The following is a 23,941-nucleotide window of genomic DNA, read 5'->3' as shown; positions in this document are numbered from 1 at the left end:
AGGAAAGACACTTATTTTTAAATAAAAATCTGAGCCTTTAATTTCAACTTTCTTCCATTATCTAATGACTTAGTTTTTATTGTTTTGTTTAGCTTTGCATTGTCGTCTAGGCATTAAGTTCTGCAAGATAATACTCCAAAATTTTATTCTCTGGTTTGACTTGTAATATCTGATAGAAATCTAACAAATTGTTCACTACGACTTCAATTGAACTTGGAATGTCTATACAGCATTTTTCAGTTAATTCATTCTATATTGATATCTGGTTCACGATCTTTGTCCTTCAGTGCTATAATAGTGGTTAGCAGACCACTTCCTATAAGCAATGTACCTCCTATAAGAGTATAGATTGTTGGTATTTGCCTCAGGAATGCCAGAGCAAATATGATTGCAAATACAGGATCGAGATAGCTTATGATGGATACTATCTGAACATTGAGATTTTTCATGGAATCGTACCAAAGGAATAAGGCAAGTACTGTCTGAACAACAGATGAAAATATGGCTATAAATACATCATTAACGCTAAATGAATATTTTATAAAGAGAACGAAAGGAAATAGAACTATGGATGAAATTAAAACCTGAAAGAACACAAGATTGATGGGGCTTAAATATTTTGAAGAATGTTTACTTGTTATTGACAGCAACCCATATGTTATTCCTGAAAGTATTGCTGAAATTAAACCCAGTGGATTTAAATAAATTGTACCAGCTGACATTATCAATATTCCTGCGAATGATAGGATCACATTTATCAGATTGAAACTGTTTATTCTTTCCTTTACCAGTGGTGAAAGTAAAATAGCAATAACAGGCCCAAAGTAGTAGAATATTATAGCCTCTGATATTGGAATTAGGCTCACAGCATAAAACAGGAAAACCCAATTGGCAGCAAGCAGCAGTCCTGATATAATAACAAATGGATTAGAGAAATATCTATAACTCAAACTAAGTTTCTTTCTTAAGATTGTATAGAGAACTGCGGTTGAAATAATAACCCTGAAAAATACAAAAATTGGGGAGGGTAGATATGACCACACTGCCATTACAGGTATAGAACCCCAGATAACAGTTGACAGAACTATTTCGGAAAGCCCCTTCTCTTTTTTAGAAAAATCGATCGAACCACCTTCCGGTAGTATTATATTAATAAAATTAAATCTTTACTTTCAAAGGTTGATTGATGACCTCAATTTTATTCGACCACTAAATATTAAATTTTAATTCCTCACCTTTACTGCAACTCCCTTATGTGTATTCATCATGACCTCCTTGCTCATTTTTGCAATTCCGGTTCCTCTCACTGATCCACTATGATGTATAACAACCTCGTCCTCCTGTCTCACATCCTCTGTGCAGTCCTTCACCCCCATTGCATAAATACTGGCTGTTGGCTTGAAGTCATCAATTTCAACTAAGAATTTACGAGTTTTTACGAATAACTCTGCTGCATTCTTATGTATTGTGAGCTTACCCAATCTTTCATTGAACACAAAAAATGGCTTATTTCCATCAACCAGCATGAACTGATTGAACATACGGTTTATCCTCAGACCTTCAATGTGTGGTATAATCCATTCGCCGAACTGATATCTTGCTATGGAAAGAAGTTTCTCCTTCATGAAATCTCTTCTCCCCCTTACATCTTCTTCTGATCTAATTTGAGATATTCTCGCCTTTAATTCGTCAAACTGGTTATCAGTTCCCTTTTTCCATAGAATAAAATCTTCACCAAGATTCAGTCTTTCCTTAACAAATAACATATCTTCCGGAAGGAAGAAAATCGTATTCTTATACTGATTTTTTGATATGAACGATCTAATTGATCTTATTATATTCTCCTTTTCTTCCAGGAACCAGTTACCAGTTACAGGAATATCATAGAATCCAGCAGGATATGTTTCTTCTAGCTCTCTTGGAACGAGAGTTATGGGAGAAGTAACGATCACTTCGTTAATGTACCTTCTAAGAGAACCCAGTGCCTCAAATATTTCACGATGTGATTTAGACGTAGAATAGGGCTTTCTCGCAGAGCAAGGCAAGAAAAGAATTGTTTCAAGATTGTTTGGTTTTTTATAATCTTCCAGCACATATCTGTTAAACCTCACTATATCTGGCCTCTCAAGTGATTCTAAGCCACCAGCTATAACCGATCCTGTGGTTCGTGGATAAACCTTTTCAAATTCTTCTGATTTTTCATCCATCAGCATCCTGATTATCTCCCTTGCCTTTGAACTTATATTCCATCTTTCAACCATTTCCATCAGAGTCATCGATTCGACACCTTTTTTTAATAAGGACACCAGATCTTGAAGGAATTTTCCGTTTTCTCTACTATTTTCTTCCCCATTATGGATTCTGCCCATCATAGTATATAGTGTCCCATGGGAGCCTTCCATATCTGCATTAATGTCATCAAATATGTCAACTCCAAGCATGAACAGTTGTGGTAACAAATAAGGATCCGAGATCCCTGGAATGTAGAGGAGCTTGTCATAACCTATGATTTTCTTTAAATCCATGATGAAATTAACTGTCTGCCTGCTTCTTTTGAGAAAATGTGGATTGATTATAGGAACTATGAAATTCTCTGTTTCAGCGATGGTTATGGTTCTTTTTCCTATACTTACGTCTCTTTTTGTTGCACTTTCTCCCATGAGTGAAATTTGATCCTCCTTTATTTGTATACTATCACTGTCCAGTACCAATGGAAATTCTATCTCCTGCCCATTTATATTTAAATAACCGCATCTTGAATATGCAAAAAATGACTGAGATTTTATCACTGCAGGTGATGACTTGCGTTTAAAAAAGAATTGCCATAATTCTTTGCAAATTACTTTCAAACAAAAAAAAACAACTTTAATTTTACTCATAAATTGTTCATGATTGATCTTTTTGATCCTTTTTTCGTGTTCAAAGATGAGATTGGTTAAAAGATTTGGGAAGCTGGTGGACGTTCTGAATATGTACAAAGATGGAAAGAAGATTCACATTGTAATGGACAATCTTAACACCTATTTCAGGAGCTCTTTTGAAGAAGAAATTGGAAAGTAAAAAAGCGATACACTGCTTTCGAGGGTTGAATTCCATTATACATTCAGGAATGCAAGGTGGATGAGCATTGCAGAGATAGAGATCAATGCTATGGACATGGAATTTACAGACAGAAGATTCAAAAGTTACAATAACCCTAAACAAGATTTGAGGACCTGGATTAAAAAACTACATCGGGACAAGAATGGGATAGAGTGTAAATTTTACAGGGAAAGGTAAGATAAGAAACTTTCGAAATAGAATACAAGATAATTAAAAGGTCTTGTCACTAGCTTGGTGCTATGGTGTTAAGGTCAAACCAATCCATTGATAGGCAATCTATTGATCTCTTTTATACCTTCAAAATCTGCGTCATCAGAGATAATATCAGAAATATTTCGTTCGATTGCACAAGACAGGTGTATCGAATCCCGTGGTTTCAGATTATATTTTTCTCGGATAACTCGGCTTCTCCGGATTATCTCTTCGTCCACTGGTATGAATCTTAAGAATGGGAAATTAATAAACTTCTTGCCCACCTCAATAGCATCTGTTTTTCCTAGTGTTCTTTCAACGACATATGAGACCTCGTCTCAAGTTAAGGTTGAAGTATATGCTTGGATATTTTTCCCTTCTATTTGTGATAAAATTTCTCTTGCTTTTTCAGACTCTATGAGATCATTGTAGAGAACAGAGTACAGGAAAACATTGGAATCAATGTAAAATGTCCCTTTCATATTGTTCCTCTATAATTTTTTTGATATCTATTTTCTTGGTGAGCTTTTTTGAATAAGTTGTACAATAATAGTCAACTTACTATACTGATTCATGTTTGATCTTCTTTATTATAACTGAGTCATCCAATACATCAACAATAACTTCAGAATATTCCTTTATGCCGATCTTATCTCTGATATCTTTTGGAATGATTACCTGTCCCTGGGGTCCAAATGTTGTCTTCTTTTCCATATTGTAGTTATATGTATAACTTAAATATATATCCCGTCTATAGGATGGCTCTGTAACAGAAGTTCTTATTCCTTTAGCACTATAAAGTAGACTCTCTTTCCAATATACTTCTTGACAACATCAACCTTACCTGAATTCCCAAATGGTGTTACCGTTTTCTCATACATCGTTTTAACATTTCCCGTATGGTCTGGGTTTGATCCTTTATGTTTATTTTACTCTATAACACTTATTCAGTTTATCCATAGATATGCTCATTTATTTTGATCGGATCAAGGGGTGTAATCACCTAGTCTGAATTCAAAATAGTCAGGGATAAAATCAATGAAATGATATAGGAGGTAGAAATTCTAAGTACTGGTGGTCACTATAGAATAATAGTTAGCATGAGCATTAAAAATTACAAGGATCATTAAGAACCGCTTAATGCTAAATTTTCTTTGTAAAATCACTTTCTAAAATTTTGATTTAGAGGTTCAATAACATTCACATAAATAACCTCTAACTGATACAGTTTGATACAGTTAATTCCGTTTTTGTTCCATTTAAAGTATATGTTAGGTAGGGAAATATAGTAATACCTTTAATAAGCGAGTTCTCCAGGGTAGCAGAAGAAAAGTAATACACCGGAGTCAAGTTAATTCCATTCTGAAAATACAGTTCATAATTATTCTCAGGGTTCAAATAAGAAATAAGTCTAAAGCAATGAATGGATACCTGTGGAGTAATGGGACAGATATTAACAAACCTATGCGTTGTTAAGTCCTCAAGACTTGTTCTCTTTACATTAGCACTTTCGTTCAAATAGTCTTCTCTACTAAGATTATGATTATTACAAACGAGATTAGCCTTAAAAAATAGAACATCATACTCACGTATTTCTTGAATGTGGTATGTATTGTACAGGTTAGGAGTTGATTCAATTTTTATTATAATATCATAACGTTCCAAACAATAAAGATATATGGACAAGCAAAATGTTTTGTTATTTATAGTTTGCATGTTTGCACGATCACAACTATTAATTCCCCTGCGGTTTTCTGTACTGGAAAACCAAGAACATTTTACTCCCTTATAAACGTAAAAAGACCTCGATAGGCTATATATTGTATTATGAATACTAGAATTATTGTAGACGCAAACCTCGATTAACTGAATTGGTTTATCATAAGTACCTTGAAAATAAAGACCAGTTACTCCGTCTTGCCGACCAAAAAAGCTGTACTGGTCTGAAAGAGAACTGTTTAGGTAATATGTTTGCCCATGGATCGAGCACTGAGAGGAGCTGTTAACTCCCCTGTATACGGAATTAACACCGTTCAAACTACGATGTTCTTCCGGGTCTTTCAAAATAACACTTGATCCATATTCCTTGTATGAAGGCTTATTTCTTTCTAAATCCAAATAGATTAATACAGAAGATAATAGGAGCAAAGCGACAAAGATGGACAGTATTTTCCACATTTTTCCTTTTAATTTTTCTTTATTCATCTAAAGATCCCTCCTCATTATTTTCTATTTTAGGTGCAGAATATCATCACCATTCTGGGCAAGTATTCCTGATCCTACATTTCCTATGGGGATAAGCCTGTTACCTACTTCGGCAAATATGTTATAAGGATTTCCAGGGTCAGCAAAGAATCCAAAACCACCATAAGTACCTTCCATTTTCAATGGTTCCATATACACAACTCCGTTGCTGGGATTACAAATGTAGATATATTTCTCATTGCCTGAACACAGTTTGAAACTTTCGCATGTTATATAATTTGCATGGACTGAACTTACGGAGAGATTTACAGATGCTTCACTATGGGTACCAAGGCCAGAGGCGCAAGGGTAATTTAAGCTGTATTTGTCTGATGTATTCATAAACACTTGGAATGTAGGAGTTGTTGAGGACAATGGGACTAACAAAGAAATGTAATCGGTTGAACCAAACAGATTTGTTCTACCGTTCCCCCCATCTATACAGTGGGTCAACTCTATGGGCGAATTGCCTTTACCATTCGTAATGGTAGATGAAGTAAAGGATTCCAAGAGTGAGCCAATGCCTAGAGCTAAGGATGTAGCTCCAAGAATTGGGGAAATTGCGTCGCCTGCTACAGGAATAGCTAGGGCAGCCAAAGACATGGCACCGAATTCAACGGAAGCTTCTGCCAATTCCCTGGACTCAGATAGAATATGAGCGTTGCTAACGTTAATTGCCAACCCATTAGGGCAATTTGCAGCGGGAAAGTCACAAATTGTTTTACTCATGTTACTTTCTGCATTAACCGTGCTAACCCTTGTGGTTATTGATGACGGCTCACACGTTAACCTTCCACATTTTGCAAGTCGTTGGTGTTCTATCTCACCAAGGCCTATCATAGAATCCCAGATGCAAATGTGAAGAAGTTGTTTTCCATTTGAATAAGGTCCATCTTCTTCCATTTTAAACCCCTGCCCTAATATGTTGCATATTTCCTCGTTATACAATGTACCACTGTATTTCACAGTATCTGAGGTTTTGCTCTGATTAATAGCGTTAAATTCATGTTCAGAACAAGAGTCATTAATACTTGCAAGATAAATCACATTATTCCCATCGTATCCAATGGAAGGATTAGACACCTTAGGAAACACTGTGAAATCATGTTGATAGGTTATGCTAGGGGCATATTCTGATGATCCATAGCTGTTTGCCACTTCAGTGTTGAATAACACATTTTTATAATTTCCGGTTTCTGGTGTAAAGGTCATTTTATAAGATCCCGTGGAATATACACAGATTGGCGAACTTTTATAAAAGTAATAATCTGAACTGGTAGAACCCAGTGAACTACGACATGCTGAAAAACACAAATATACTCTGTCGCAGGATGTTGAACCCATGGAGCTAATGGACACCTGAATGCTTATGGTTCCTCCATGGATAAAATATGAACTATAGCAATCCATATATGAGGATAAAGAGGGTGGTTGTCCTGAACTTCCACTACCACCCCCTCCAGATCCTCCACCTCCTCCTGTACATGCGCATGATATAGGACCATGAAGTCCAAAAACGGAAGAACTGCTGCCACTCCCTATAACAAATGGAGAAGCACTAAAATCTCCAACATCCACACTCTGACTATTCCAAGAACTGGATGACGTGGTCATAGGGACTGTCATGAGTAGACATGCAAAAATGGAAAGCAAAATGACAATTTTGTTCGACTCTCTCTCTGAAAATAAAGCATTTTCTCCAAAACGCTTTTAAATCTCCCTTACTTATTTTATTCATATAAAATTACATGTAGTAGGGAATATATTAAATTTGTCATCTTCAAAAAGTATAGTTCCAGTCGGTATAGAAATACTTATAAAGAAGGACATTCCTAGAACTAGTTCAATAAGGAAAAAATTAAGGTTTGTAAATTTATATTTTTACACTCATTGCTTAATAACATTCGTTAACCAGAGTTTTTTCCTCTCCCATTATCATTTTTTCACAGGAGTCATACTGGAATGAGTCCCTGTTCCAGAATATCATAGATGCGCACTTTCATCACTCTATGGTTCCAAGATTATCAGATCCGAGCATTTCTGCAGATCCGGCAGTCACATAAGATATGCATTGCTCTTTTGTGACTCCGAATATGATGAATCGCATTGTTTTTAAAAACAATGCTCTTTGCAATATTACTGGGTGGTCACTGATTAAAGCAAATCTTACTCCTGAATTCTGTACATGCTCCACATTTCTCCATTCTTCATGTTTTAGTTAGACTTAGCAGGGGTGAGAACCCAGGGGGTCAATATACTAAAGACGGGTATCTTTTTTTGATTTCCTTGAATATGGATTTGTTATGAAAATTCATTCAATGATTTATTATGTGGTTGTTTTTTCCTGTATTGAATATGAGTAATATCTTTTAAGGATATGCAAGATGAATTGAAAACCCCATATCTCTCACTTTTCCTGCAACATATTTTCCAGATGTGGATACTTCAAGTGATATTTCAGGATACTTTGACAGATATATTTCCCTGAAATCACCCCATGAAGATTCATCATTTCTAATTTCATACTGTTCATTCACATTTGCATTATGTTCCATTTCAGTTATGTATATGTTACATTCATGTACATCCATTCCTATCAGTATTCTGATCATTTCCGTGATTGGTGACTGTTTAAGAAGGGAGATAACTCGACAGTCTTCTATTCACCTTTGTTTCATTGTAATATGAGGAGGCGAAGGGGAGCAAATCTAAGTTGCGACTTCATGGGTCAAGTTATTTTTATACTGCCTCTCCGACTCTCCCCTAACATCACATGACAAGGTGGCAAAAAGAACTTTTTTCATGACATCTATACAAAAATAACTGTGCACGCTTGCAGGCTGGCTGAAAGAGTGTGATTTTATTCCTGGTTACCATTTACTCAGAGAACTATATTTTTCTTAGTTAAGTAAATTGAGTAGAGTTAAGCAGATAATGACTGACAAAGCCATTCACGACCTCTGAGAACATTATAAATATTAGTGAGGAATGTTAGATTATGGCTGTAAAGGATATTTTTAATTTTGCCAGAGAAAGCGAAGCCATTTTGATTATAAATGGTGGAGAAAATTCACTCGATAAGACATTCCAGTATATAACGAGGGCACCTGGAGGAGTTTTTGAGGGATCTTTCATAGTTGCAAGACCTGATGGTTCAACAATTTATACTTCCATTCTTGAAGAAGAAACAGCGAAAAGAACGGGGCTTGAGGTAAAGATTTTTAAATCCCGTCAGGAATATGAAACCATGATGAGAGATAGTCTCAAGAAATACAACACAGTTGGACTAAACTATGCATCCTTATCGCTTGAAAATTATAAGAATCTGCTCAGGATCATTCCAGATAAGGATTTTGTAGATGTGTCAGTTTCAATTAAGGAAGCCAGAATAATAAAGGATAAAGAAGAAATTGAATTCCTGAAAGAGGCTGCAAAGATAGCCAGCGATTCAATAGAGGCGGTCCATCTCTCCCTAAAAGAAGGGATGACAGAAAAGGAAGTAGCCTCAAAGGTTGTGTATGAAATGATGAAAAATGGTGCAGATGGGCCTTCTTTTTCCACAATTGTAGCCTTTGGAGAAAATGCATCGCAACCCCATTATTCGCCTGGGTTGAGGAAATTGAAAAAAGGCGATGGAGTGCTGATAGATTATGGAGCACTATACAATGACTATTGCTCTGATGTGACCAGAACAGTATGTTTTGGGAGAGCCTCAGAAGAACTGAAAGAGGTTTATGACATTGTTTATAGAGCTCAATCTGAATCCATGAAACTAATTAGAGAGGGTGCCAACGGTAAGGATGTGGATATAAAGGCAAGAAATGTCATTGATTCTACAAAATACAAAGGACGCTTCATACATTCCCTTGGTCATGGAATAGGTCTAGATGTCCATGATCATAGCGCACTTTCGTATAATCTTGACTTCCCGCTAAAGGAGAATATGGCCATAACCAACGAACCTGGCATTTATCTTCCGGGAAAACTGGGTGTAAGAATAGAAGATGATGTAATAGTGAAGAAAGATGGTTGTGAGGTAATCTCACACGGAGCAACAAAGGAACTGAAGGAGTTATGAGAACTAGACCAGATGTAATGTCTCTTAATGCAATGGTTTCCACGTCAAGTATTTATGCCTCAAGGACAGGTGTTAAAGTCCTTGAAGACGGGGGTAATATTGCTGATGCTGCCATAGCAACCAGTGCTGTTCTTGCAGTGACACAGAATAACCTTTGTGGCCTTGGAGGGGATGGATTTGCATTGCTGAGAATGAATGGAAAAATCGTTTCAATTAACAGCAGCGGAAAATCATCTAGAAATATTAATGCTGAGATGTATGGAAAAAAGGGCATGAAATCCATACCATATATGGGTCCTTTGGCAGCAATTACTGTACCAGGACTGGTGGGTCTATGGCAAGAACTTGAAAGGCATTCTTCAATGGATACAAAGGATTTACTCAAATATGCCATTAAGATAGCCAGAGAAGGATTTCCTGTAACACATAATTATGCAAGATCAATTGAATTGACCCTCAGGAGAACCAGAGATAGGAATTTCAGGGATACCTTTTCCAGCAATGGACTTCCCCCACTGCAAGGTGATGTATTCTTTCAGGAAGATCTTGCCTCAACTATTGAATCGCTATCCAATGATGGGCTGGATTCTTTTTACAAAGGAAATTTTGCGGATAAGCTTTCAAAGGCGTTTCAGAAAAGTGAGGTTGTAATAGATGAAACCGATCTTTCCAAACATAAACCTAAGGTTCAGGATCCACTCAAATCGTTCTATGAAGATAGGATTATTTACGAATTACCTCCAAACAGTCAGGGAGCTACGGTAAATTTTAACCTTAATTCTCTAAGATTCATGAAAGATGATGATCTTTCGTATGAAGAAAAAATAATGAAAAGCCACCTCATTGCAAATAAATTCAGGAGAACATTCATTGGAGACCCGGATAGAATGCCACTTCCTTCCAATTATCTTGATGAAGCATTTTACTGGAAAGTGGTTGATAGTTCAGAGAGTGGAAAATCTGCATCGGGTAAGGATGGAGATACTACCTACTTCACCATAGCAAACACAGATGGAGATGCAATATCAATTATACAAAGTAATTACACTGGATTTGGATCTACTGTTGTTCCTGAGGGTACAGGATTTTCCTTGCAGAATAGAGGGTCCTATTTTTCACTTGATCCTGCACACCATAATTACCTTGAACCTGAAAAGAGAACTTTTCACACACTCTGTGCTGGTATGGTCGAAAGAAATGGCGAATTTGAATATTCTATTGGCACTATGGGTGGAGATATCCAGCCCCAGGTTCACGTAAACAAGATCCATGAATTGATAGACTTAGGGATGACACCTCAGGAGGCAATTGACCTTCCCAGAATAAATATACCTGCAAATATATATGAAGACCCAGATCTGCTAATATTTGAAGAAGGTGCATCGTTCAATTATGATCTGTCAAAATATTTCAAGAGGATAAGACAAACCAGTTTTCTTGATAGTTCACATGGACATTGTCAGATAATAAAGCGGGGAGAAAACGGTGTTTTGTTTGGCGGCGCAGATCCTAGAGGCGACGGTTTTGCACTTTCCCCATTATTTTAAATGAAAAAGACCATCTTAACATTGATCATATTTACCGGAAACTAGATTTATTCAAAAAAATCAAAATAAAATATAAGCTTTCATTACCAGATATGATATTCCTTTTTCAATAAGATTAAATTCCATTTTTAACTTAAGTGTATTTATGTTAGACCCTGAAAACATTCCATATAACGAAGTAAATGGGATGATCAATGAGTTTAACGACCGGAATGAAGAGTATGTTGACATAGTATTCAGGATTTTAGATAACATTGATGAACAGTTAAAATCGAAGAATTTTAAGATCAGAGGACTGGAATGGAATAAGTACAATGAATGGAAATTACTTCTGCCGTTCGTAATGAAGTCCATTAATTATCCAGTATTTTCCAACAGGTTCATAAATTCATGCAGGGAATCATATGAGCATTATCTAGATTCAATGGAAAATAGTGAGATAGAGTTAAAATCAGCTGAATTTGGTATATCTATTACATACGATAGAGAGATCAATCAATTTAAGGTACCAATATTTGAGTTCACGAAATACTGTTCGAGGATCTCAGGATTTGAGTACAGGCTAACCTTTCAGTCCTTCTATGGAGGCGACGTAATAATAGGGAAAAATGCAGTTATAAAGATGCTGAGAGAGTATTTTGCCGTTCAGCTTAGAGAAGAAACCTCAGCTATAGACCCAGATAGGGCAAGAGAGTTATTTCTACCATTTAGTGATAGAATAGAAGAAATAAGGTCCATTCTCAAGGAACAAAGTAAATCCACTGATCTTGGAGGTGTTGATTCATCTTGCTTCCCACCATGCATTATACATTTTCTAAATGATATCAAAGGGGGTGTTAACCTGCCACATCTTGCAAGGTTCACTGTTGTTTCATTTCTGAACAATATAGGAATGAATGAACAGGGAATAATAGAATCATTTGGAACAGTTCCTGATTTCAGCAAGAAAGTTACTGAATATCAGGTTAGACACATAATTGGAGAGATATCCGGAACAAAGTATTCCCCACCAAAATGTGTTACACTTAGGTCAAATCACCTGTGCTACTGGGATAATGACGAACTATGTCATAAAGAATTTATGACTCATCCACTAACCTACTACAAAATGAAGAAAAAGGCAAAAAAATAGATTATAGCTTTCTTTCTATCATCTTTATAACGGTTCCTTTCTTGAGGTTACTCTCAATATTGTATATATTGCATTTTTCATAGGGTACCCTTGGATAATAGCCCTCCTTTATTTCATAATCTATACGAAGTGTTTTAAGGATATCCTGCAATTTTTGATCAGAGAACTTCTTGGCTGCTTCTAAGGGTATCTTCCTACCCAGCCTTCTACTATTTTTTGGGTTAAAATATTGGGAATATAAAGTTACTTTCATAGAAGAACAGCGTTAATAACTCCGTCCTGTCCTGGTCTTGAAGTAATCCTTGCTTCGCCTAATTCTGTTACTATAATAGTTCCTTTGTTCATTAGGTTTCTCTGTACATAGTGTGGGTTTGCTGGATTCGCTTTAACAGTTTTGATTTGTGATTTTGTTGTTTTCTTCTGTTTTGAATCATACACGTTTGCAAAATTATCATTCAACAAAGCTGCCTTAAGATTGCCTCCTCTTATCCTGAGAACTTTCCTCTGAGTTGGATTCACTCTCGTAAATGTAGGTTCCCTACCTATCTCCGATCTTCTCTTTGCTCTGTATTGTTTGTATCTTCCACCTGTAAATTTTTTAGATGATCTACCCTGAAATCGACCCAATGTTTCACCTTTTTTTCCACATAGCTAAAAGGTTTTAAAGTTTTTCTATTTAAATTTGGTATAAACGGGCTTCAAGAGCCAAATTACTAGAAAGTGTTTGTTAAACGAGATATGATTCAAGTAGTATTGGCTCAGGATAGCGATTTACCTCTGGTTTCTGGAGCCAGAACCACTGTAAAACCAAAGCCAATTATCTCGAAGATAGCAAAGAAAAGAAGACCATAGGTTATGTTCAATCCACTTATAAGGATTGGAAAGGCAAACACTCCAAGTATGGCTCCCAATCGTGAAGCAGCAGTTGAAACTCCCATGGCTGTTCCTCTGATCCTAGTTGGAAATATTTCTGCTGGATATAGATAGGTTATATTTGTTGGCCCTGTGTTGTGGAAGAAATGCATTAAAGCAAATGCTGAGAATATCATAAAGAATGGAAGCACTGAGTGGAATGATATGACGCCAAAGACAATAAGTGAAATTCCGGCGAGAAGAAATCCCGCAGATTCCAGTTTTTTTCTTCCTACCTTATCAATTGCTAGAAGACACACAATTGTACCAGCGAAAACTGGAATCTCTTCAAGCAGTGTTGAGAGAATTGTTGCTACGTAAGACGAACCTTCCTGAATAAAAAGGGAAGGTGTATAATTCCAGACACCATAACTTGCCACGTCATAGCAGAACCACGCTACGGATGTGAAAAGGATCAGCCGGTATACACCATTCTTCCCCCTCATTTCTGGCTCCCCCCTTTGTACAGATGGAGGTGAAACTATCTCCTTAGTGTTCACTGACTTAACTTCATTAACTACAGTCTCTGCCTCTTCTTCAGACCTGTTCAGCATTAACCAGTAGGGACTTTCTGGTATATTTCTTCTGGAGATGATTACAATTAATGGAATTACGGCACCGGTAATGTACATAATTCTCCATGAAACATCTCCAAAAAACATAACGATGGGTATTGAAATTAAATAGAATGCAATAGAACCAAATGTCCATGAGAATATGTTGAAAACTAACAGTTTCCCCCTAGTTTTCTTTGGTGAAAATTCGGCTTGAATAGATGAGCTAATAGGATAGTCTGCACCTATCCCCAATCCTGCCAGAATTTGGAACGCCACAAATTCTATGAAATTGTGAGAAATACCCGTAAGTATGAGAAAAATCGCTGTGATGAGTAAATCATACACATAAATTCTCTTTCTACCTAGCAGGTCTGATAATCTTCCTAATACTATACTTCCAACAAACATTCCTATATAGATGGAAGATGCTGCTATGGATGTAATTATAGAAACACTTAAGAAACTGTATTTAAGATAAATATATGCACTGGAGAATATAGAAAGCGCATATCCATCCATAAAGACACCCATTGAAGAGAGGATTGTTATGACCCAAATCCTCTTAGATAGAACCACATTTTCAAAATCTATTTTTTCCAATTTTGGTATATTGTAAAATAATATTTTACAATATCGTCTGATTTCTGTTTCCTTAATAATCCAAACATCAGTTTTAGAAATAGTTATAATAAAATTAATATCTATCAAATGAAATTGGAATGTAATGCATTTATCATAATTTGGAGGTTGGAGTTGGTTCCTAAATTTCACTCTCCAACGCTTATTTTGTTTAACACAACTACGGTTAATATACCGTCATAGATGCTTTATATTATTAAACTAGGAGTTTATCTATTTATTATAGGCCAAATGTTCTAGTTTTCTTTTAAGTGTTTTAATATGTTATATGGTTTGTTATTTTTCTAATGCATAATAGATGACCTGCACACATCATACAGTTGCCAATATTGTGTGTTATTCTGCCTATCTACAGACGAAGTGCTTTAAATACGCCAGTTAATGAAAAGCTGAAGCGGCTTATTCTTGAAAAACAAGATGATTACAGATATAAAATACCTGAAATGGAGGTCGTCTGAGATCATGTGAATCTTCTATTTGATGTTAATCCGAAGATAGGTATATTTCATATGATTAGCAGGACAAATGGATATATCTCTTTCGACCTATGAACAAATTTCTTCCTTTGAAGAGAAAACTTCCAGCACTGCGGACACATTCCAAGTTTATATCAACTGTTATGGCCTTGCCGCTTGAAATTGTCAGGAAATCTATAGAGGACCAGAGTAATGTACCATATTGGTATATAATGCCCGTCATGGAAAGGATTGGCCTTTGAGCTTAGCAAGGAAACACAGATAGTACAGTTTATCATAAATCACAGGACCCTTCTAATCAAGAGATGTCAAACAATTTGATTTGAGTTAAGTGATATCCAACTAAATTTTAAGGAAATGCTTAAGAAGCGAAAATGTTAGGAAAGTTAAAAGCGTAAAGCCGATCATATCGGCACAGGGGATCAAGCTCAATCGTGAAGACATGATAATAACTGTACCATCTCTTACTTTGCCATAAATTATCAGTTCGGAATGATATTGAGAATTTACACCAGATCGAGTTTGACAGGGATTTTACATAAATTCCCATGAATGTTCCAGAGAATACTATAATAAAATCTGAAACTTACATTGGTGTTGACCGTAATACAACTTAATCTCCTGAATCAAGAACTTATACGATAAAGATGTTAATTGAGGTTAAAAAATTATAAATATTATGCTATAGGCCACATGATTTAACAAATTCTCTAGTATGAATAAACTTTTCAAGGAGATATTGCCAAGTAAGTAATTTAAAATTGGAGCTTTCTAATTTCTATATTCCATTATTAAAGAAACTGATTCATTTATTGTGCTGTTTTTTTCACTGAGAACTTCATGGCGTGAAGAAGATATGCTCTGGTACTTTCCAACTCTTCACGCTTAATCAATTTTTATGGTATTATTGTTATGTTCGAGAATTTTTCGGCATTGTTCAGAATTCTCAAACCTTATGAAGTATACTATCATGATGGCATGTGGGAGAAATTCAAATGTCGAACCATAACAATGTCATCATAATGCATAATGGTGAAACAATCTGTATAACAAAGTCTGAGGAAGTACTCAAGATTCTTGGTAAGAAATATACATTGTTGATTATTGGGATTCTTGGAAATAATACTGAGATGAGTTTTAATGACATAAAGAAGTCAGTAGGCTGTCCCCGATCAAATCTTCTTTCAATGAGACTCAAGGAAATGGAATATACGGGCATTATTAAGAGAAAGGTCATGAATTCACGTCCCGTTTCTGTTAAATATTCACTAACAAGTAGCGGGAATGAACTTAGAGAAAATCTCATTCCGTTGTTTAAATGGATTGAGTACAATTGTTACGCAAACTTATAACGATAGGTTAAATCTATTATGAGGAATTATTTACCTGTGCTAATTTAATTTGTTAAACTAGGTTCAGAATTTCGTTCTATCCCATTTATTAGTCCTTTAATAATTCACATTTAGACGTATATGACTAATTTAAGAAAAAATAGACAAATTCTTCAATCCGAACCACTAATAACTCGTTTGAAGTTTAGCAAAAGAAGGCCGCTAAGAATATTTTCTACTAATCCCTTTTACCGACATTTAACAAAATGTCAAGATTGGATAAAATGAAAAAACACATAACCAAACATGGAGGAATACTGATCTGGGTAACTATCGCGGAAGTTCTTGCAATGAGTCTATGGTTTAGCGCCTCGGCAGTGTCGAGTACTCTTGCTACCGTTATGAAACTTTCTCCTTTTCAGGTGCCCTGGATTACAGCATCTGTTCAGATAGGATTCGTTGTTGGGGCAATGTTAAGCGCAATATTCGGAATACAGGACAGAGTAAATCCTCGTTTTTTATTTCCAGCATCTGCGGTTCTGGCATCGGTTTTTAATTTGCTCTTTGTATTCGAAGTGCACATAGTTATACTTGGATTTATACTTCGATTCCTCACGGGCATGTTCCTCGCGGGAATATATCCGGTTGCAGTACAGTTTATATCCTTATGGTTCCCGAAGAGAAGAGGATTGGCCATAGGCATTTTAATAGGTGGACTGACACTCGGATCGGCGCTTCCAGAATTTGTCGTAGGCCTAGCTTTTGCAGGAACATGGAACACACTGATTATGATAAGCTCGGGTTTAGCATTTATCGCGGCAATAATTTCAATCATAACATTTCATGATGCGCCAATAAGTATCAGAACACAAAAGTTTAAATTGAGTAGTGTTTCAAAAATTATAAAAAACAGGTCATTGATGTATGATAATGTCGGATATTTTGGTCATATGTGGGAACTTTATGCCATGTGGACATGGTTACCGACCTTTTTGTATCTCAGTTGGAATGATTATTTCACTGGTCAATCCCTATTAGAATATTCCACGATTGCCTCCTTCGTATCTATAGGAGTTGCTGGAATAATAGGTGCTGTCATTGGGGGGCATATTGCAGATAAAATTGGAAGAACTGCTGAGACAGCAGGCTCAATGCTCATAAGCGGATTGTGTGCAGTGATAATTGGAATTACATTTGGTGATATTCCGATCATTACCTTTGCGGTTGCATTTATTTGGGGGATAACTGTAATATCAGATTCAGCACAGTTTTCAACTGCCGTAACAGAGCTTGCCCCCAGTGAATATGTTGGTAGTGCACTTACCTTCCAGATGGCTGTCGGATTTCTCCTGACTGTTGGGTCAATTAACCTTATTGGTTATATAATCCCTATTGTTGGGTGGAGATATGCATTTTCATTGTTGAGTCTTGGACCGCTTATAGGAATAATAAGCATGTTGAAGTTGAGGAAAAGCCCAGATTCAATCATTATGGCTTCAGGAAAAAGGTGAATAAGATGATAGAAAGCATTGGGGTTTTTGCCCTTATAGGGATAATAACAGGTATACTCACTGGAATAACTGGTGCAAGTGGGGTTATAATTGTTGTTCCTAGCATGACATTCCTCGGATATTCCTTTCATATTGCAGTAGGTACGAGTCTGTTTATTGATGTAATCACAACTGCCTCGGTAGTGTATATTTATACAAAGGGAAAAAAGATTGAGTGGCGCATAGGACTAATTCTCGGAGGGGGAGCATTAATAGGTGCACAAATTGGTGCGCATGTTGCTCTTTTCATAAGTGACACACCACTTGAGATAATCTTTACTGTAGTTGCATTGATAATGGCGGAGCAGTCATTCCAACGGGCAAAAAAGGGGTTAAAGATCAGACATCGTGATATTTCCCATCCGAACTACCTCGGGTTTCTAATCAGTTTACCAATAGGGATTATGACTGGCACACTCGGAACAAGTGGTGGCATAATGTTTATCGCTGTTATGATGCTCCTTTATTCACTGGATGCGAAAACCATGGTGGGGACCGCTACACTGTCCATGTTTGTCTCGGCATTAAGTGGAACTGCCGTTTATTTCATAATCAATGATATTGATCTAATTGGAGGGATAATTATAGGTCTGGTATCACTGGTTTCTGGACTTTATTTTGCCAAAAGAGCTCTTGGAATGAAAGACAAGACTATTTATTATTTCCTCGGGACAGTTTTCATAATTGTTGCACTTCTGGAAACCATCAAGATAGTTTCAAATATATAGTTTAAATTATTCATTTCCTGATCTCACCAAAAAACGATTAAAAGGTACCTCAATACGCATTGAATATCTGTGTCACATTTTCATCTATAAAATGTCTTATTCTCTTCTAATGAATGGAATATATCAACTCCGAAGAGTTAAACTGAATTAATCCAGCATTCGTTGTCTCTAACTAATATGCCAGAATTTAGATCCATCTGTGTAAACTGGATTCCGCTTTTCTCAGAGGACATTTGCAATCTTTGATCCATGATCTGGGCATTTTACCCTGGTTCTCGAAAATGCGTTTATGCTTGTACTAGAAGAAACTAAAATATCTTCACTCCATCATTATAATGTCATGGACAGAGGATAGTGAAAAGCATTCGAGGAATAGGAATCTTAATTCCATTATAGAACCTATGCGATTATTTATCAATGCTTTTATTTGATCAAAATTTATTGAGATTACGCGTCAGCTATTGTCTGAAAGTGTGACGTAGGAAAAGTCTCCTTTAATCCATGAGGAAGGAAATGACGAAATAACATAAATTATTCAATATGATTCGATGAGGCAACCTTTTATTGCAATCAAAACCTCTCTCTTTTTAATCTTATTATCCCTGTGAATGCTCACATCTTTCTCTTTATAATAGCATGTCTTAATTTACTTTTATAAATCCCGGAAACACACCAGACTACTAAGAAAGGGCCGGGTCCGGGAATTGAACCCGGGTCCGGGGATCCACAGTCCCCAAGGATATCCCCTACCCCAACCCGGCCATGTGACACTGTAATTCTTTAAGATATTTTAATCATTCCCAGCGATTCCATCTAAAATGCAGAAAAGACATATTTAAAATGTAATCATATGGGTACTTATGCTTCAACTTAACATTATTGACTCAGAACTGGAACTCGTACCTGAGGAGATGTGTGACGATTATCAGATCAGAAAGATTGCTAATACTAGAAACAAAAGACCAGAAGATATGATTCTTGATTCCAATTATATGCATGGTGCAATAGATAGAGCTTTTCCGGGAAAATCTAATAGAGTGGGAAGGCCAGACATATTTTATCACCTGTTGAACGTGACTCAGGATTCCATTCTAAACAGATTGGGCTATCTGGAAACTATAATTCATACTAAAAATGATGAGATCATCAGAATAAATAGGGAAACCAGAATTCCTAAGTCTTATAATAGATTCATTGGTTTGATGGAGAAATTATTGAGGAATGGAAAAGTAGAGTCACCAGATGGAAAAATCCTAATGAACGTTGAAAAGGGAAAATGGGATTCTATTATCCATGATAGTTACGACAGCATATTACTTTCTCCGAAGGGTGCAAAAATAAAACCAAGCAATCTATTCACTAGGAAAACCGATTTCAGCGTATTTATAGGAGGTTTCTCTGAGGGTGATTTTGTAAGTCCGGTATACAAGAAATTGAACCCAATTTCCATATTTGACGATGAACTGACCATATGGACAGTAGGCTGGGAAATACTTTCCAGTATGGAAACATTGGAGGGAATCAGATAGATCATTAAACCTAAAATTTATTACTATTCTAACTATAAGGGTTCGAAGCGGGTGTGGTGTAGCCTGGTAACACGCGAGCTTGCCAAGCTCGTGCCTCGGGTTCAAATCCCGGCACCCGCATAAGTGTAAAAGTGTGATGCGACAAGTTGTTATTAGTTTTTAATACATTTTCTGTTGTTTCGTAACCATCAATAAAGTTACCCCGTATCATTTTCTATAATTTTCAATACACATCTTATTAATAAAAAAATTATCCAAGTACCGTCTTTATATATTACATTGATTTTGATATAAACATTAATTAAATTAAGAATAAGATAGATTTAATCTTTACAAAATAATCGTAATCAATAAATATTCAATAAATATGGAACTGCTGTGATCTAAAATGTTATTTTTATCTGATGAAGTAACCAATATTGGAGAACGTAACCACTCAGACTTTAGTTTCTCATTCAATGAAGATAAGTTTCCACATATAAGCACTTTCGGTGACCAAATACTTGAATCTGAAAGAACCGATTATAACAGGATATTCAAACTTGTTAAGAAAAGCGTAAAGAATATTCTAGGGAAGGAACGAACTGGTTTGGGGTTAGCCCTATCAAACCTCCCAAACACCATAGGTGCCTACTGGCAACTTGGAGGAAATTATATAGTTCTCAATGAAACTATAGTTGGGTATATGCGTTCAGCCACTCACACAACAAAAGAATTTAATTCATTCCTCTTCACGGTTCTAGCACATGAATACATTCACTCTGTTGGATATGTTGATGAGATGGAAGCAAGGAGAATGACAGCTTTTGTAACAAAGATGACCTTTGGAGAGGATCATATTGCAGCTAGAATTGGAGCCTCTGACCTGTGGCACCTTTATCCCAGCCTTCTTCTCTTACCCAGTGGAGACGGAAGTAAAATGAAGATTGTAAATAATTTTGACTCTGATGCCACTTCTTATATTACATAATTGCTAATATCTGGTTAATTATATCACATTATGAAACTGGATAATTTTACTTTTAAGAACAGAATTGAAAAGCTAAGAAGGAAAATGGATGAGGCTTCAGTTGAGGCTTTTCTAATTCCTCCGGGTGCAAATTTCACCTACTTCACGGGAATGGAAGCTGAATCAATGGAGAGACTGACTCTCCTGATTGTAGATGCTGACAATTTTACAGTCGTCTGTCCTTCTTTAATGAAGGAACAGATAATTGAAGAAACCCCTATAAGAAATATATTATCATGGAACGATGATGATAATCCCTATAATATGACCGGTGAGCTGTTAAGCAGATTTAAGAATATTGCAGTTGAAGGAGGACTCCAGTTCTTTCATTTATACGAGATGAACAGGGTTCTAAAGAAAGAGTTACAATTAAAGGATGATATACTTACAGAGCTGAGGATCAGGAAGGATGAGCATGAATTGATGGCTATAGGAGAGGCAGTCAAACGGTCTGAAAAATCTCTTGAAGCATCCCTGGAAAAACTTATTCCTGGAATAACGGAAATCCAGTTCTCAAGGATACTCGAAAATGAATTTTTCAATCAAGGACTGTCTAGAGTTGCCTTTTCTACAATTGTATCTTTTGGAAAAAATGCTGCAATGCCTCATCATTCTCCGGATAATACAAAAGCAAAACTGGGAGACTCAGTGGTTATAGATTATGGTGGGAAATATGAAGGTTATGCTTCTGACAGCACCAGAACTTTCTTCCTTGGTGATCCTGGTGAAAAGATGCTTGACGTATATGAAACTGTTAAGCAGGCTAATGAAGATACGAGAAATATGATAGGAGAGGATACAACATATGCTGCAATGGATAGCAACGCAAGAAACATAATTGAAAGTAAGGGTTACGGGAAATACTTTATACATAGACTGGGTCATGGGCTAGGACTGGAAGTACATGAGGAGCCATACTTAATTCCAAAAAATAATTACAGAGTTCTGAAAAATTCTGTTTTTACAATAGAACCTGGAGTGTACATTGAGAATCTGGGAGGTGTCAGAATTGAAGATACAAATTACTTTAATGGAAGCAAATGTGTTGCGTTCAACTCAATGTCAAGAGAATGCGTAATTTTATGAAGAAATGATAGATAAAACTTAATGGATTTCGCTGTCTCGAGTTAATTACAACAAAATACAACCCTGAATCCATATGCCTCAATTTTGGAATTTGACAAGGTATTATCCGTACTGCTCACAATTACATCACCCTTTATGTGATTAATATTTACTGATTTGCCTGAAAGATTGAAAAAGCATAACAATTTACTATTTTTATCAATGAAATAGTTTATATTTAAAATTTCTCCAATCAATGTTGTCTCAAATCTAACTCCATATCCGAGTTTATATTTCTTTCTTATGGCTATCAACTGTTGATAAACTCTCAAATATTCCAGATTCTCATTATTATTCAAAACTCCCCAGCTTAATTGCGATTCGTGAAATGCCTCATATGAGTTAGGTGCTGGTATATCTACATTGCCTGTGAAATATGAGAATTCTTCATTTCTTCCCTTTCTAACAATGTCTGCAAAGGTAGCATCATCTGTATCAATGAAGAACCAGAAATGATCTTTCGAGAAGAACTCTTCTCCCATGAATATCATAGGAACATAAGGTGACAAGAGACATATTGCCCCAAATAGCAATGATTTTTCTTTTCCGTAGTAGCTGCCATTACGATCTGAATTCTTACGGTTTCCTACCTGATCATGGTTTTGAGAGAATACTATTAATTTGCTAGGGCTTATCTGTTTACCTCTCACACCCCTTGTTCTTTTCAAAAACATGGAATATTCCCCGCGATAAACAAAACCACTTTCCATGGCCTTCAGTATTTGCCATGAATGCCCATAGTCAGAATAATATCCCTGGCCTTCTCCTGTCAGATATGAATGGATAGAGTGATGAAAATCGTCACACCATTGAGCGTCCATTCCAAAGCCACACTGGTCGATGCTAGATATGGTGAGTGGATTGTTTGCATCACTTTCTGCGATCAATATTGGTTTCTTATTACTATTCTCAAAATATTTGTTAACATCTGCCCTGAGTTCCTTAAGAAAATGTACTGGGGAATTATCATAAATACCATGAATTGCATCGAGCCTGAGTCCATCAAATCCAAAAAAGTCAATCCAGTATACTGCGTTTTGAATGTAGAAATTTCTCACGTAATCTGACCATTGGCCATCAAAGTTCGTGGCATTTCCCCATAGACTTTTATATTTATCCGAAAAATATGGTCCAAAACTATTTAATACGTTTCCTCTTGGTCCAGCATGATTATAGACAACGTCAAGAATTATGGAAATGCCCCTTGAATGGACATCCTTTACTAATTTGATCAGTTCTGATATACTGCCATAGGAATTCTGGACAGCGTAAGGGAACACACCGTCGTAGCCCCAGTTTCTTCTTCCCTCAAACTGCGCTATTGGCATTAATTCTATTACATTAATTCCAAGTTTTTCAAGATAGTCTAGTTTTTCCTTGATCCCTGCAAAATTACCTTTTTCGCTGAAAGTACCTGTATGTAATTCATAGATAACCGCGTTCTTGAGATCTATATTAATGCCAGTGTCCAGATTATTTTTGAAGTCTAAATCGACTATGGTGCTATAACCATAAACTCCATTCACTAGATACTTTGAAGCAGGATCTGGTAATCTTTCTCTTCCATTGAGTATTACGCTGTATTCCTTATATTCTTCCCTGAAGCTTGAAGAACCTTCCCATATACCATAGTCATTTCTCCTCAATTCCATAAGTTTCTGATCATCTATTTTGATCTCAACTTTTTTTGCAAAAGGTGCCCATACTGTTGCAAGTAGTTCGCTGCCATTCTTCCACAGTCCTATATCCTCATAACTGAGTTTCCGGTACGATAGAGTGTCTGGTTTCAA

At 36.2% G+C, this 23,941-nt stretch carries 22 protein-coding genes, 2 tRNA genes and 3 pseudogenes; 13 read left to right on the top strand and 14 right to left on the bottom strand.

Translation table 11 applies throughout. From position 1 onward, the window contains the following. Window positions 1–245 precede the first annotated feature (245 nt). Window positions 246–1,088 carry a DMT family transporter gene (locus tag CSP5_RS03505; RefSeq protein ID WP_338417459.1) on the bottom strand — a complete coding sequence of 281 codons (843 nt, stop codon included), beginning with the start codon at window positions 1,086–1,088 and terminating at the stop codon, window positions 246–248. Window positions 1,089–1,223: 135 nt separating this feature from the next. After that, complete coding sequence (locus tag CSP5_RS03500; RefSeq protein WP_172399388.1) at window positions 1,224–2,789, bottom strand: DUF5591 domain-containing protein; 1,566 nt, start codon at window positions 2,787–2,789, stop codon at window positions 1,224–1,226. 136 nt (window positions 2,790–2,925) lie between these two features. On the opposite strand from CSP5_RS03500, the gene CSP5_RS09960 reads away from it, so the two are divergent. Beyond that, window positions 2,926–3,060 carry a hypothetical protein gene (locus CSP5_RS09960; RefSeq protein ID WP_277868669.1) on the top strand — a complete coding sequence of 45 codons (135 nt, stop codon included), beginning with the start codon at window positions 2,926–2,928 and terminating at the stop codon, window positions 3,058–3,060. Window positions 3,061–3,120: 60 nt separating this feature from the next. Then, window positions 3,121–3,279 (top strand): hypothetical protein, encoded by a 159-nt coding sequence (locus CSP5_RS09705; RefSeq protein ID WP_172399387.1) that lies wholly within the window; start codon window positions 3,121–3,123, stop codon window positions 3,277–3,279. A gap of 74 nt (window positions 3,280–3,353) precedes the next feature. Here the strand turns inward: CSP5_RS09705 and CSP5_RS10045 are convergent. The 7 genes and pseudogenes from CSP5_RS10045 to CSP5_RS03465 form a co-directional block, all read right to left on the bottom strand. Then, a pseudogene (locus CSP5_RS10045) lies at window positions 3,354–3,617 on the bottom strand (type II toxin-antitoxin system VapC family toxin); the annotation flags it as partial. 15 nt (window positions 3,618–3,632) lie between these two features. After that, complete coding sequence (locus CSP5_RS09700) at window positions 3,633–3,776, bottom strand: hypothetical protein (RefSeq protein WP_171970429.1); 144 nt, start codon at window positions 3,774–3,776, stop codon at window positions 3,633–3,635. Window positions 3,777–3,855: 79 nt separating this feature from the next. After that, entirely contained in the window at window positions 3,856–4,008 is a 153-nt protein-coding gene (locus CSP5_RS03490) for an AbrB/MazE/SpoVT family DNA-binding domain-containing protein (RefSeq protein ID WP_021788783.1), read from the bottom strand. A 65-nt stretch (window positions 4,009–4,073) separates the two neighbouring features. After that, window positions 4,074–4,178: pseudogene (locus tag CSP5_RS03485) on the bottom strand (DUF2080 family transposase-associated protein); the annotation flags it as partial. A 331-nt stretch (window positions 4,179–4,509) separates the two neighbouring features. After that, complete coding sequence (locus CSP5_RS03480; protein WP_021788782.1) at window positions 4,510–5,499, bottom strand: hypothetical protein; 990 nt, start codon at window positions 5,497–5,499, stop codon at window positions 4,510–4,512. Between the two features lie 24 nt (window positions 5,500–5,523). After that, complete coding sequence (locus CSP5_RS03475; RefSeq protein WP_021788781.1) at window positions 5,524–7,164, bottom strand: hypothetical protein; 1,641 nt, start codon at window positions 7,162–7,164, stop codon at window positions 5,524–5,526. Between the two features lie 743 nt (window positions 7,165–7,907). Next, window positions 7,908–8,150, bottom strand: coding sequence for a hypothetical protein (locus CSP5_RS03465; protein ID WP_021788780.1), 243 nt, complete (start codon window positions 8,148–8,150; stop codon window positions 7,908–7,910). 386 nt (window positions 8,151–8,536) lie between these two features. On the opposite strand from CSP5_RS03465, the gene CSP5_RS03460 reads away from it, so the two are divergent. The 3 genes from CSP5_RS03460 to CSP5_RS03450 all read left to right on the top strand — a co-directional run bounded on the left by CSP5_RS03460 (window position 8,537) and on the right by CSP5_RS03450 (window position 12,295). After that, a complete protein-coding gene (locus tag CSP5_RS03460) occupies window positions 8,537–9,616 on the top strand; it encodes an aminopeptidase P family protein (RefSeq protein WP_148689639.1) in 1,080 nt (359 codons plus the stop codon). After that, the gene (locus tag CSP5_RS03455; RefSeq protein ID WP_148689638.1) at window positions 9,613–11,163 is read left to right on the top strand and encodes a gamma-glutamyltransferase family protein; all 1,551 of its coding nucleotides are present in this window, start codon (window positions 9,613–9,615) and stop codon (window positions 11,161–11,163) included. The genes CSP5_RS03460 and CSP5_RS03455 overlap by 4 nt, the downstream gene beginning before the upstream one ends. A gap of 145 nt (window positions 11,164–11,308) precedes the next feature. Continuing rightward, entirely contained in the window at window positions 11,309–12,295 is a 987-nt protein-coding gene (locus CSP5_RS03450) for a hypothetical protein (RefSeq protein WP_148689637.1), read from the top strand. Window position 12,296: 1 nt separating this feature from the next. On the opposite strand, the gene CSP5_RS03445 is transcribed toward CSP5_RS03450, so the two are convergent. The 3 genes from CSP5_RS03445 to CSP5_RS03435 all read right to left on the bottom strand — a co-directional run bounded on the left by CSP5_RS03445 (window position 12,297) and on the right by CSP5_RS03435 (window position 14,364). Beyond that, complete coding sequence (locus CSP5_RS03445) at window positions 12,297–12,548, bottom strand: signal recognition particle subunit SRP19/SEC65 family protein (RefSeq protein ID WP_021788776.1); 252 nt, start codon at window positions 12,546–12,548, stop codon at window positions 12,297–12,299. Further along, window positions 12,545–12,922 (bottom strand): 30S ribosomal protein S8e, encoded by a 378-nt coding sequence (locus CSP5_RS03440; RefSeq protein ID WP_021788775.1) that lies wholly within the window; start codon window positions 12,920–12,922, stop codon window positions 12,545–12,547. The genes CSP5_RS03445 and CSP5_RS03440 overlap by 4 nt, the downstream gene beginning before the upstream one ends. Window positions 12,923–13,053: 131 nt before the next feature. Beyond that, window positions 13,054–14,364: an MFS transporter gene (locus tag CSP5_RS03435; RefSeq protein WP_241869832.1), complete on the bottom strand. Its 1,311-nt coding sequence runs from the start codon at window positions 14,362–14,364 to the stop codon at window positions 13,054–13,056. 330 nt (window positions 14,365–14,694) lie between these two features. On the opposite strand from CSP5_RS03435, the pseudogene tnpA reads away from it, so the two are divergent. From tnpA to CSP5_RS03415, 4 genes and pseudogenes are all read left to right on the top strand, one after another. Beyond that, window positions 14,695–15,121, top strand: a pseudogene (gene tnpA, locus CSP5_RS03430) (IS200/IS605 family transposase). Window positions 15,122–15,859: 738 nt separating this feature from the next. Further along, window positions 15,860–16,231, top strand: a complete 372-nt coding sequence (locus CSP5_RS03425; RefSeq protein WP_148689636.1) for a winged helix-turn-helix transcriptional regulator — start codon at window positions 15,860–15,862, stop codon at window positions 16,229–16,231. A 245-nt stretch (window positions 16,232–16,476) separates the two neighbouring features. Continuing rightward, window positions 16,477–17,721, top strand: a complete 1,245-nt coding sequence (locus CSP5_RS03420; protein WP_021789566.1) for an MFS transporter — start codon at window positions 16,477–16,479, stop codon at window positions 17,719–17,721. Window positions 17,722–17,726: 5 nt separating this feature from the next. Then, complete coding sequence (locus CSP5_RS03415) at window positions 17,727–18,488, top strand: sulfite exporter TauE/SafE family protein (protein WP_021789565.1); 762 nt, start codon at window positions 17,727–17,729, stop codon at window positions 18,486–18,488. A gap of 689 nt (window positions 18,489–19,177) precedes the next feature. Here CSP5_RS03415 and CSP5_RS03410 read toward each other — a convergent pair. Beyond that, window positions 19,178–19,249 (bottom strand) — tRNA-His (locus CSP5_RS03410). Window positions 19,250–19,348: 99 nt separating this feature from the next. On the opposite strand from CSP5_RS03410, the gene CSP5_RS03405 reads away from it, so the two are divergent. The 4 genes from CSP5_RS03405 to CSP5_RS03390 all read left to right on the top strand — a co-directional run bounded on the left by CSP5_RS03405 (window position 19,349) and on the right by CSP5_RS03390 (window position 22,112). After that, a complete protein-coding gene (locus CSP5_RS03405) occupies window positions 19,349–20,017 on the top strand; it encodes a ribosome biogenesis protein (protein WP_021789564.1) in 669 nt (222 codons plus the stop codon). A 47-nt stretch (window positions 20,018–20,064) separates the two neighbouring features. Then, a tRNA-Gly gene (locus tag CSP5_RS03400) sits at window positions 20,065–20,137 on the top strand. 268 nt (window positions 20,138–20,405) lie between these two features. Continuing rightward, on the top strand, window positions 20,406–20,987 hold the full coding sequence (locus CSP5_RS03395; RefSeq protein WP_021789563.1) for a hypothetical protein: 582 nt from the start codon (window positions 20,406–20,408) through the stop codon (window positions 20,985–20,987). 30 nt (window positions 20,988–21,017) lie between these two features. Continuing rightward, a complete protein-coding gene (locus CSP5_RS03390) occupies window positions 21,018–22,112 on the top strand; it encodes a M24 family metallopeptidase (RefSeq protein ID WP_021789562.1) in 1,095 nt (364 codons plus the stop codon). Between the two features lie 41 nt (window positions 22,113–22,153). Here CSP5_RS03390 and treZ read toward each other — a convergent pair whose 3' ends face one another. Then, window positions 22,154–23,941: a malto-oligosyltrehalose trehalohydrolase gene (gene treZ / locus CSP5_RS03385; RefSeq protein WP_172399386.1), complete on the bottom strand. Its 1,788-nt coding sequence runs from the start codon at window positions 23,939–23,941 to the stop codon at window positions 22,154–22,156.

This window comes from Cuniculiplasma divulgatum (assembly GCF_900083515.1).
GTDB lineage: Archaea > Thermoplasmatota > Thermoplasmata > Thermoplasmatales > Thermoplasmataceae > Cuniculiplasma > Cuniculiplasma divulgatum.
Note: the sequence above shows the minus strand (reverse complement) of the source record. Positions and strands in the feature narration are given on the sequence as shown.

Coding starts and splice junctions, on each gene's coding strand:
- CSP5_RS09960 (WP_277868669.1), top strand. CDS start 2,926: ATGAGATTGGTTAAAAGATTTGGGAAGCTGGTGGACGTTCTGAATATG.
- CSP5_RS09705 (WP_172399387.1), top strand. CDS start 3,121: ATGAGCATTGCAGAGATAGAGATCAATGCTATGGACATGGAATTTACA.
- CSP5_RS09700 (WP_171970429.1), bottom strand. CDS start 3,776: ATGAAAGGGACATTTTACATTGATTCCAATGTTTTCCTGTACTCTGTT.
- CSP5_RS03490 (WP_021788783.1), bottom strand. CDS start 4,008: ATGGAAAAGAAGACAACATTTGGACCCCAGGGACAGGTAATCATTCCA.
- CSP5_RS03480 (WP_021788782.1), bottom strand. CDS start 5,499: ATGAATAAAGAAAAATTAAAAGGAAAAATGTGGAAAATACTGTCCATC.
- CSP5_RS03475 (WP_021788781.1), bottom strand. CDS start 7,164: ATGACAGTCCCTATGACCACGTCATCCAGTTCTTGGAATAGTCAGAGT.
- CSP5_RS03465 (WP_021788780.1), bottom strand. CDS start 8,150: ATGATCAGAATACTGATAGGAATGGATGTACATGAATGTAACATATAC.
- CSP5_RS03460 (WP_148689639.1), top strand. CDS start 8,537: ATGGCTGTAAAGGATATTTTTAATTTTGCCAGAGAAAGCGAAGCCATT.
- CSP5_RS03455 (WP_148689638.1), top strand. CDS start 9,613: ATGAGAACTAGACCAGATGTAATGTCTCTTAATGCAATGGTTTCCACG.
- CSP5_RS03450 (WP_148689637.1), top strand. CDS start 11,309: ATGTTAGACCCTGAAAACATTCCATATAACGAAGTAAATGGGATGATC.
- CSP5_RS03445 (WP_021788776.1), bottom strand. CDS start 12,548: ATGAAAGTAACTTTATATTCCCAATATTTTAACCCAAAAAATAGTAGA.
- CSP5_RS03420 (WP_021789566.1), top strand. CDS start 16,477: ATGTCAAGATTGGATAAAATGAAAAAACACATAACCAAACATGGAGGA.
- CSP5_RS03415 (WP_021789565.1), top strand. CDS start 17,727: ATGATAGAAAGCATTGGGGTTTTTGCCCTTATAGGGATAATAACAGGT.
- CSP5_RS03405 (WP_021789564.1), top strand. CDS start 19,349: ATGCTTCAACTTAACATTATTGACTCAGAACTGGAACTCGTACCTGAG.
- CSP5_RS03395 (WP_021789563.1), top strand. CDS start 20,406: ATGTTATTTTTATCTGATGAAGTAACCAATATTGGAGAACGTAACCAC.
- CSP5_RS03390 (WP_021789562.1), top strand. CDS start 21,018: ATGAAACTGGATAATTTTACTTTTAAGAACAGAATTGAAAAGCTAAGA.